The organism is Porphyromonas crevioricanis (assembly GCF_900167225.1).
Taxonomy (GTDB): domain Bacteria; phylum Bacteroidota; class Bacteroidia; order Bacteroidales; family Porphyromonadaceae; genus Porphyromonas; species Porphyromonas crevioricanis.
Window position 1 is genome coordinate 1 of sequence record NZ_FUXH01000024.1, and the last position, 10,117, is coordinate 10,117.

The 10,117-nt window shown below is 42.5% G+C and carries 9 protein-coding genes and 1 pseudogene; all 10 read left to right on the forward strand.

Annotated features, from left to right (window positions below; genetic code table 11):
- The first annotated feature begins 42 nt into the window (after positions 1–42).
- On the forward strand, positions 43–1,950 hold the full coding sequence (locus B5D48_RS08855) for a type VI secretion system Vgr family protein (RefSeq protein WP_078801731.1): 1,908 nt from the start codon (positions 43–45) through the stop codon (positions 1,948–1,950).
- Between the two features lie 14 nt (positions 1,951–1,964).
- Positions 1,965–3,278: a M12 family metallo-peptidase gene (locus tag B5D48_RS08860; RefSeq protein ID WP_023938673.1), complete on the forward strand. Its 1,314-nt coding sequence runs from the start codon at positions 1,965–1,967 to the stop codon at positions 3,276–3,278.
- Positions 3,262–3,828, forward strand: a complete 567-nt coding sequence (locus B5D48_RS08865; RefSeq protein WP_023938671.1) for a hypothetical protein — start codon at positions 3,262–3,264, stop codon at positions 3,826–3,828. The genes B5D48_RS08860 and B5D48_RS08865 overlap by 17 nt, the downstream gene beginning before the upstream one ends.
- A 60-nt stretch (positions 3,829–3,888) precedes the next feature.
- Positions 3,889–4,107: a hypothetical protein gene (locus B5D48_RS08870; protein WP_023938670.1), complete on the forward strand. Its 219-nt coding sequence runs from the start codon at positions 3,889–3,891 to the stop codon at positions 4,105–4,107.
- Between the two features lie 82 nt (positions 4,108–4,189).
- Positions 4,190–4,711: a hypothetical protein gene (locus B5D48_RS08875; RefSeq protein ID WP_023938668.1), complete on the forward strand. Its 522-nt coding sequence runs from the start codon at positions 4,190–4,192 to the stop codon at positions 4,709–4,711.
- Between the two features lie 89 nt (positions 4,712–4,800).
- Positions 4,801–5,355: a toxin-antitoxin system YwqK family antitoxin gene (locus B5D48_RS08880; protein WP_042120599.1), complete on the forward strand. Its 555-nt coding sequence runs from the start codon at positions 4,801–4,803 to the stop codon at positions 5,353–5,355.
- A gap of 54 nt (positions 5,356–5,409) precedes the next feature.
- The gene (locus B5D48_RS08885) at positions 5,410–6,225 is read left to right on the forward strand and encodes a hypothetical protein (RefSeq protein ID WP_023938665.1); all 816 of its coding nucleotides are present in this window, start codon (positions 5,410–5,412) and stop codon (positions 6,223–6,225) included.
- An 8-nt stretch (positions 6,226–6,233) separates the two neighbouring features.
- Positions 6,234–6,725 carry a DUF4280 domain-containing protein gene (locus tag B5D48_RS08890; protein WP_023938663.1) on the forward strand — a complete coding sequence of 164 codons (492 nt, stop codon included), beginning with the start codon at positions 6,234–6,236 and terminating at the stop codon, positions 6,723–6,725.
- A 4-nt stretch (positions 6,726–6,729) separates the two neighbouring features.
- Complete coding sequence (locus tag B5D48_RS08895) at positions 6,730–9,582, forward strand: hypothetical protein (protein WP_023938662.1); 2,853 nt, start codon at positions 6,730–6,732, stop codon at positions 9,580–9,582.
- A gap of 42 nt (positions 9,583–9,624) precedes the next feature.
- Positions 9,625–10,117: pseudogene (locus B5D48_RS08900) on the forward strand (hypothetical protein); the annotation flags it as partial.

Consider the following 10,117-nt stretch of genomic DNA (forward strand, 5'->3'; position numbering starts at 1 on the left):
TACCTTTCGCAGCAAGAACAGTAATAAAAACCTCTATAGCCAATGAACTTCGGCGATTCTTATACACATCAGAAGAGCACTTTCCCTCCCTTAAATCCAGTCAAACCTAAAGTTCGCTTCGATGGAGAAGAGTTTCTATTCGAATCTCTGACCCTCGAACAGCCCATGAACTCATGCCACCACTTTGAGGTCGTTCGCGAATACCTCTCACAGGACGAGCTCTGGAAAGAGACTCCCGAAAAGCTCATGAGCCTGATCGGAGCTAGAACGCTGATCCGATTCGAACATCTCACATCCAAAGATTCGTACGAATTCTCCGGATGGGTGACCGATGTACGCATCGATGCATGGGAAAATGACGGGATAGGAAGCAGTTTTTTTCGACATCGATCGAATCGTGTCAGGATCATCGGACGTGGTGACGCCATGAGTCTCGATGGAGCACCGGGTATGCACTCTTTCGTCGATCGACAGTTGACGGATATCGTTTCCGAGGTAACAAAGGAGGCTTACTTTAAGGTCGAATGCAATCCCCGCTACAAAGGAGTATTGCCTTATGCAGTGCAGTACCGGGAGAGTGGCTTCGAGTTTCTTAACCGACTCTCCCGTATATATGGAGAGCCTTTTTTCTACGATGGTCGTACTCTCTTCTTCGGTGCGCCACACACGGCAGACTGCGAAAAACTCTTTTTCGACAGTGATATCGTTAGTCTGCGCACTTGTGCCTCTGCCATTCCTCGAAGATATGCCCATTACGACTACGTTGCGGCCGATGACAAATTCCTGCGCTTCCCTTCCGATGAGCCTGTTCCCGGAGGTAATCCGTTGATCGAAAACATTGCCCGCCGGTCGGATCGTCTGTTTCCCGAGAAAGGAACTCTACCCTCGAATTCTCCGGTCTATACCGAATTCAACCTGTCGGATCTGGCTGCACAGCGAGGGGCGGATGCCGTGGGGCGGATGCTGCGAATAGAAGGAACGACCAAGACCTGTCGTCTGCGTCTGGGTGGAGTCATAGATGTGTTGTTCCCTGAACGCATGGATGTTCCTGCCCTCGGAAAATACCGCATCACCTCTTTGTACCACCGGATTGAGAAGAATGGGGACTACACCAATTGGTTCACAGCCTCGCCTGCTCTGATCGACTGTGTACCTGAAGCCTATGCCCCGGAAGTAAAAGCTTATCCGGAGATGGCTACCGTTTCGGACAACAAGGATCCGAATGGACAGGGACGGGTCAGGGTGCAGTTCGACTGGCAAAAACCGAAGGGGTTGTCTACGAACTGGATCCGAGTTCAGACTCCCGATGCAGGTACGAGTGGCACGGTTACAGCAAACAGAGGATTTGTATCGATTCCGGAGGAGGGCGACCAGGTGATGGTCGGCTTCGAATATGGCGATCCCCATCGCCCTTATGTCACGGGCAGTCTCTTTCACGGCAAAAGCGGAAGGGGAGGGCATGATCAGAATCACCTCAAGAGTATCAGCACCCGTAGCGGACATCATATCGTCTTCGACGACGACGAGAAAGGCGATTGGAGCATCACCATCAAAGACAGGGGGGGAAATGCTATTCGATTGGATACGAGAGGAAAGAATATTGAAATATCTACACCTGAAACATTAACGGTCAATGCTAAGAACATCAGTCTGAATGTATTGGAAAATATGAATACGCATATTGGGAAGAATAATTCTCTTACCGTTGGTGAGACGAATGCGGAAACAGTTCAGGGGATGAAGAATACGACGGTGTTCGGAGATATAAATGTTTTCGTATCCGGCAGCCTCGTCGAGAATATAGAAGGCGATGTTTACAGCGAGACAAAACAGGGCAAAACGGTTGTAAATGGCGATCAGGGTATTGACAGTAAAGTGAGCGGAACCTTTTACAGAGAGGCACAAAAGAAAATCCGCAACAATGGCGGAGAAAATTCTTCTCTCTTTTAGTTTCATAGCCAGTTATGAGCAGAATCAGAAATGTAAAAGGACATATCACTGAAATGGTTGGGGGAGATTATAAAATCTACTCCGCTTCAGATATCGTGGAAAGTGCAACGGATAAATTCCACGAGACGGCAGATGAAGGTCTTTTTTTTGGGGAACCAGAAGATCCTCCTACACCTCCTGACAATCCCGCAAAGAAAAAATCGGAACTTATCGTTCATTTCAGAAGACCTGACGATTACGATGGCGAATTTGGATTCGATTGGATGAGGGATGATTATAGGGATATCTGTTCAAACTTTGACGAATTGGAAAAGGATTACGAATCAATGAAGATTTATGGAAAAACATATTATGTTCCATGGTTGTCAATATTCCCTGATGATCACAAACAGCAATCTGAAAAAGGAATTAGATTAAAACTTGAAGTAGAGAGTCTAAACAATAGCGAAGATAACATTGGAACTAAGATAGGATTATCAACATCCTCCCCTTCCTTGTTAGTGAATCCAACGGAAATAGATTCACAAGAGTCTTCTCATATAATCGAGATTAGATGTACTGAAAAAATTGCAGATGATAAAATATTTATAGAAGCAAGAGATTTGGCCTCCCAAAACCTTGTTGGGAAGTTGAACATTCTACGCAATGATAGTAGATATCATTTTACCCTTTTTCTGATTCGACTGCTGGATGATCCTGACAAAGCAGAGAATGAGGAGGAAAAGTCTAAAATCGAACGAGCCAATGAAATTTGTTTGGGAGACGTAAATGATGACTGGGTAAATTCTGTTGCAGATAGGGTAAATAATTTTGGGGTTAACCAAGCTCTAATAAAGTGTGATGTCGTATTTAAGGATATAAAAATAGACTCCAAAGATTGGATTAAAAAAGGCTATCTCACAGAGGATAAGAGAATTATAAATTCTTCGTTTCATGAGGCCATAAAACCGTTATGTGAGGATAAAGGGGTTTTTGCTTTTCTCTGTGGTTTTCTTACTAAAGATTTCTCTTCTGGGGCTGCATGGGCAGGAACAGAGCCAACCACATCGAACTACATTGTATGCCCACAATATATTTATTCTGACGGAGCTGATTACGCAAAAAGGATTTTACTACACGAGATTGGTCATGTCTTAGGGTTGAGGCATACTTTTGACGAAAGAAATACCTACAAATTACAAATCCTAAAAACAGACAATGTAATGGATTATCCTATGGATCCAAAAAACCAACAAAACAGGAATCCTTTTGATAGAATTACATTCTCGAGAAGACAATGGTTGAAAATGCAAGAGGAAATAGTTTCATATCATGGAAATAAAGAGTAGACTTTTATGCTTGATTATTCTTCTTTTGGGAAGTATCTCAAAAATTGAGGCTCAGAAGACTCTTACGAAAGAAGAGCTTAATGATAGCACCTATACTTGTCGTCTTGATGGGGTTTATGTCTTGGTAGACAAAACACGCAAAACTATTCTCAGCTTCAAAAACGGGAAAAAGCATGGTCAATGGGTTACTTTTGACAAGGATTTATCCTTTTGGGTCGAGACTTTCGAAAAAGGGAAAAGGCAGGGTCTGTTTTCATCATCGACCATATATGGGGGTGTATTTGGATATTATGATAATGATCAGAAGGAGGGCTACTGGTGTGAAGTAGAAGAGGGAAAAGGTGAAGAAGGGAATTACCATAAGGGGCAAAGAACCGGAATATGGAAATGCGATAACTACAGCGAAGGAAGATTTTGGACGGGTTCCTATAAAAGAGGGTTCAAGGATGGCGTATGGGTATGCTACGACATAAATAACTCTGAGCGTGTTATTGCGAAAGAGATATTCAGAATGGGTGTTTTGGAGAGCAGCGTAACTTTTGAACATTGAGTTACACATGAGTGATTTTGGGGAAATTACACATGCCTAAATCGTTAAACCAATACAAAAATGATCACAATAGGGATGGCAGCAAACGAAAGTAGAGCAAGCATCATGCGTATCTATCGCCAAAGTATGTGCCATCCAGAGACAACAAACATCAAGCTCCTTTTCAGTGTGATCATAGAGCGGCTTGTATTCGAACAGCTTCATGAATATCGTTTGCTGTGTTCCTGTGAACATTTCTCTTTCTTAGGTAGTGGAGACGAGAAGCTAATGATTCAATAAAAAAGTAAGCATGAGAATAATAATCCTAATACTTATAAGTGTCTTTTTTGCGCAGTGTTATTCGCAAAAAAAAGCAATCCATATGAAACCAAGGGTTGATAGTAGGGTCGAAACTATCAGGAGGGAAATAACAAAAAGTCGAATAGATGAAGTTGTGGGTGACATTTACATCATTTATACTTCTGCGAAAATAGGCTTTGGGGAGGCAATATACGACAAGGGTAGTTACTTTAAGGTTGTTAAGAACTATTATCCATCAAAGAGTATCGAGACTAAAGGTGTAGCATTCAATGAAGGCGCTCCAGTGGGCATCTGGTATTATTTTGATGAATCTGGGCATCTTACGAAGGAGGAAAACTCAGATGAAGGTTACGATTTTTCTCCTGATGATATCATCGCTTATTGTGTAAAGCACAAGATAAAACTACCTAAAGGTTATCACGATTCTGGTTTCCACACTCGGGTGATGAAGCAGGAATTGGATGGTAAAAAGGTCTGGACGATTTGGCATCAGGTAGTTGGAGATAAGATCGAAGAGATTGTGCTTGATGGAAAAACAGGAAGAGAACTGAAGAAAAGAATAATTCCTTTTCACAATCCGTGATTTATAGTTCTGGAGGAACAATTGCCAATTGTGAGATCGTATACTTGAGAAAAGGGGAATAGCAATGAGTGCATATCTTTCTTAATATCATGAGAGTAAAGAGCAGACTTTTATGCTTGATTATTCTTCTTTTGGGAAGTATCTCAAAAATTGAGGCTCAGAAGACTCTTACGAAAGAAGAGCTTAATGATAGCACCTATACTTGCCGTCTTGATGGAGTTTACATCTTGATGGACAAAACCCGAAGAACTATTCTCAGCTTCAAAAACGGGAAAAAGCATGGTCAATGGGTTACTTTTGACACAGATTTATCCTTTTGGGTCCAGACTTTCGAAAATGGTAAAAGGCAGGGTCTGTTTTCATCATCGACCATATATGGGGGTGTATTTGGATATTATGACAATGATCAGAAAGAGGGCTACTGGTGTGAAGTAGATGACGAAGGGAATTACCATAAGGGACAAAGAACCGAAATATGGAAATGCTATGACCATAATCATGGTGAACTTTGGATGGGTTCCTATAAAAGAGGGCTCAAGGATGGTGTATGGGTATGCTATGACATAAATAACTCTGAGCGTGTTATTGCGAAAGAGATATTCAGAATGGGTGTTTTGGAGAACAGCGTAACTTTTGAACATTGAGTTGCACATGAGTGATTTTGGGGAAATTGCACTTGTCTAAATCATTAAGCCAGTATGAAAATGAGCGCAACAGGGATGACAACAAACGGAAGTAGAGTAAGCTCTATGCGTATCTATCGCCAAAGTGTGTGCTATCCGAAAGCAAACATCGAGCTGCTTTTCGATGTCATCATAGAACGGCTTGCATCCGAGGAGCCTGATGAATATCGCTTGCTGTATTCCTGTGGGGATTTCTTTATCGATGGTCATGCTCCCGAAAGTTTTATAGACAAATTAAGCATATCCGTTTCCCTAGCTTTTTATCCTCTTGATTTGTCCATCAATCGAAAAAACGGGACTATACAGATCAACAACTCTCAAGAAATAATAGAAAGATGGGAGACAAAGAAAAAAGAACTTTTGCAGGAAAACGCCGGAGAATATCTGCTCACTTATATCAGTCAGATGGACACTATTCTGAGAGATGTAAATGCCATGCAGTCAGCAATAGAGAAAAACTTCATTTTTATAAATCTGTTTGTGATTCCATTGTCTATTGATAGCCCGGTTTATTGTCTAAAGATGAGCCAGCTTCACATCCCCTCCGGACAGTATGGTGAAAGGCTTCTCTTCAATGGAAAATTCATGCTGGAAGAAGAGGAGAATGAGGATAGCACCCTCCTTTCTTTTGATGGACGGGCTGCCAGATACTCTATTACTTCGGATGGAAGCCCTCACAAGGACAATTTCAGGGCAAAAGTTTCCTATTTCATTTCCAGTGAAATGAAGACCATTGACGATATTTACGCCGATACTTATCTTCTGTCAGAAGATGAAGGAGGTAAAGAAAGCCTGTTTCAATCCATACGGATACACTATCTTAGAAACTGAAAAAGAAAATGGGTAAAGAAAAAATTATTCTCGTACACGGAGCGATCTGTAAGTGCCAATTCGGGACGATACCGGATGTCCTGCAGGTAAAGACCCAGAAGAAGCATTATGCCAATGATAATACAGCTTCACAACAGTTAATCGCTACCGACAAAGAAATTGGTCAAGCGTTTCTGTCTGGTACATTCGGAAGCTGCAAAATGATGAACAACAATCCCTGCAAATCCGTCGTCACCCAATGGACTGGTTTTTATGATAAAGTCACTCTTAGCAACGGTGGAAAAATCCTAACAAACGAGAGTAGAGCTATTTGTCCGGTGGGAGGAGGCGCTCCATGTATCGAAATCGTGCATCATGGACAACAAGCTGTCCCATCGGCAGAGAACATGGCAAAAGCAAAAGAAGAAATACACAGTCAAATAAATCCTTTTTTCAATCCGGCGGATTCTATTGAGCACGATTTATTCGAAGGTGTAATTATTCAGGCAATAGGTAGTTGATCTCATGGGGTGGAAATATGAAATCGTAGTATTGGGAGAAGACGGTAAAAACGTTATCGTACACCGCAATGTGTCTGTTGCAGGGAAAACCGTCGATATTCTCTATGTAAAAAGAGGGTATGAAGAAGCGTGTATCGAACTAAGGATAGGGAGCTCATATGGGTTGGAGGTAGAACGTTGGCGTGAAAAAGCTCGGAAGGAAGGTTTGTCGGATTTAAACGGAAAATGGCAGCCGATCCCTTCTTCCATAGGCAATCCTCCCGTTTCGGATGCAGAACTCAAACAGATAAACTGGGTGCATGCTGCTCAAGACGATAAAGGGAAATGGAAGAATCAGGGGTTTAATGTGGTCGAAAATCAAAAGAAAACGATCAAGATTGAAGAGGGAGTATTTGAAACCGTATATACTGAGACTATTAGTATCAGAAGCTCTTCTACGTTTTCTCTGGGGCGTTTTTATTGGCTGGAGCCATATTTCAATATTCCCGACTTCCAAAAGAAAAATAGTATTTATGGGATTTATATCGTATTCTTTGACGATCCACAGCCGATGGATATTTCATGGATAGGATATCCCAAAGACCAGACTTTACTTCCCACTATACAATCATATGGGAACACGGTCAATCTGGAAATTATTTCACACCGTATGCCCAATGACGTATTGGCGACTTTTCATAGCTTCGGGAAGTATCACCTTACAGTATATTGTGGTGAAAAAGTTCTGAAAAAGGAAGTAATCCTGGCGAGAAATGTCACTTCTGATGCGAAGTTGACATCTCACAACCAGATGTCCTTGCTGATTGAATCCTCTTGGCGCGAAATGCTCGGGCATAAAGAGAACAATGGGGAGAAGGAATTACGGATAGAGGTTGAAGCCGAACTGATGTACAATCCGAATGCCCAAAAGATAAAAACGGATTCGATAGACTCGAATACCTCTGATCTGGTATTCGATGTTGGAAAAATCAATCTGCAAACCAACGATAGTATCGGCAATTACACAAAAGATTCGGAGAATGAAGAAACGGTTTCCATCCGTTACCAGCGTCCTCAAGAGAAATTTGCCGATCCATATATGGGGCATAATCCACGGGAGGAAGCAGAGAAAACGGCAAAGGCGCTGGCTTGTTTTTACCCCGCTACGGAAAAAAAGAAATTAGGCAAACAGCTTAGGTTCAAGGTTCGGTATGAAAAGAAATCAGAGATTCAGGAACATCTTAGAGAGAATGTATCCAAAATGCTTGCCGTGGTAGGCAAAAATGACAGAAAGTTCAAAGCTCCGGCAAACAATCCCTGCAAATACACGGCCATCGAAGTTTCTTCTCCCGGACGAGACCCGGATCTCATCTTCGAAGAAACGGACAAAGGGGTACGCGATCTGACCGGCAACATAGGCTTCAATCTTGTAGCTGGGGAGCATAAAAATTCTTCCAATGTCAGTATTACGTTGAAAGATCTTGACACAAAAAGCTGCAGAAACAAAACCCTCTCCCACAAAGGAGATAAAAACGTTTTCGACCTGAGTAAAATGAAACAGTTGGGGATGCGGGAGGAGGATTACAAACTGTCCAGAAATAAACTGGAGATGACCCTGCGCTACGATTACAATAAAACATACGATACCAGTTTAGGTAAAATAGGAGACAAGATAGTCGATTCCGCATGGCTTTTCCGCTACTTCTGGCCCAAAGAAGAAATGAAACAATCCTACCTGGTCCTTGTAAATACCTGCGCCTATCCCAACCAGATGGTCAATATCAATGTGTATCCGGATATTAAATGGGAAGTCTTTTTTGAATTGGGCTCCTCGAAACCTCATCTGTATACACATACGAATATGCCTGCAGAATACGGCATTTTTAAGCGACATCAGGAGAAAGCACTGAGTGCGTCCAAAAAGGTTAAGGACATCGATCTCTCGTTAGGACTATCGGTGGAGTATAATGATGGAAAGAAAGTAGAGCTTACAGCCAACATAGAGGAATCCGTAAGAAACGTATATCAAACATTCAAGACCATCAGAGACGCTTTGGATGTTTTGTCATTCAAAAAAAATGTGGATGATAATCGGGATAAACTTAAAGCCCGGCATATACTGCCCAAGAATCCCAAAAGCGGGACTATTCCGATATTTATAGAAATATCCAGCCCTGAACTCCATCTTGGCGGTGGCTGGTCATACGAAATGGGATTATCCCGAGGGGTAATACGCAAGGGTGAAATAGGAATAGCAGCAGATCCTCTGATTGCAGCAACGGGTGGTATCGACCTGATTGCTTGTTCGACATATATCCCTGCTGCGGGACAAATTATCAAAGCGATCCTGAAGGTAAATGATCTTATCGAATGGCTTACCGATTTCATGTCGGGAGGCAAGGTTAAGTATGAGGGTTTGATCTGGTTCAACCTCTGTTTGAGAGGCCGTTTATCCATCAAGGGGATATATGAGTTCTCTTCGGGAGAGAAGAGGGTAAGTCTTGAATCTCCCATGACCATTACGTTTGTAGTGGAATTGGGGTTGAGTGCAGAAGTAAAAGTAGAAACTGTTACGATATCCGGTAAAGGAACCCAGTCTGTCAAAGCCGGATTTGGTGGAGAGGCTTCCACCGGACTCACCTTCAAACCAGCCATGGGATATAGCAATAAAGAGGGCTTTTACCTTGATCTTGACGTACGGTTCAACGGCATTACGATAACAATTAGTGGAGAGGCCAAATATGAAAAAAAGAAGAAGGATAAAGAGGGGAAGCAGGAAACAAGTTCGAAGGGATTTGAATTGGATACCCAACCGCTTGCCCTTATTGAGCCATCCACTATCTGGCAAGGGCGCATTTATCCATTTGCAGATAAGTAAACCATACCATATATGCGCAAATAAACAAACCGTATCATGGATATGAAAGCAATATTATTCGTTACTCTATTCACATTGATTATCGCCTGTGGTCACGCGCAGGTAAAAACGAAAAACCAGAAAGAAATGGAACAGGAAAAGGCGAAAATGGAGGCACTGATCAAAGAAAAGCTCAAAAAAGTAAAAACGTATGCTGAAAAACCGGCATATTACCTGCAGGTCAACAAGACGGGATGCCGCCTGTTGATCCGTGTGAATGATATTCCGCTGGGGTATCATTTCGTAAAAGATAGAGGACAGTCGATGCTCTACCCAATCAACGATGTATTGCTGGGAAGTGGCCGGCATACGGTCAGCATAGAGGTTTATCCGCGCACAGGCGAAACCTTGGTGGCCAAAGATGCGGTGGTGAACATCAAGGTGGTGCATTACCGAGAGAAATTAGTGGGCATGCCCGAAACGATCGAAGAATTATATACCCCGGAAGACATCGGCACTTTGAAAACTCCACTTTACCGTGACACCCTGAGTTTCG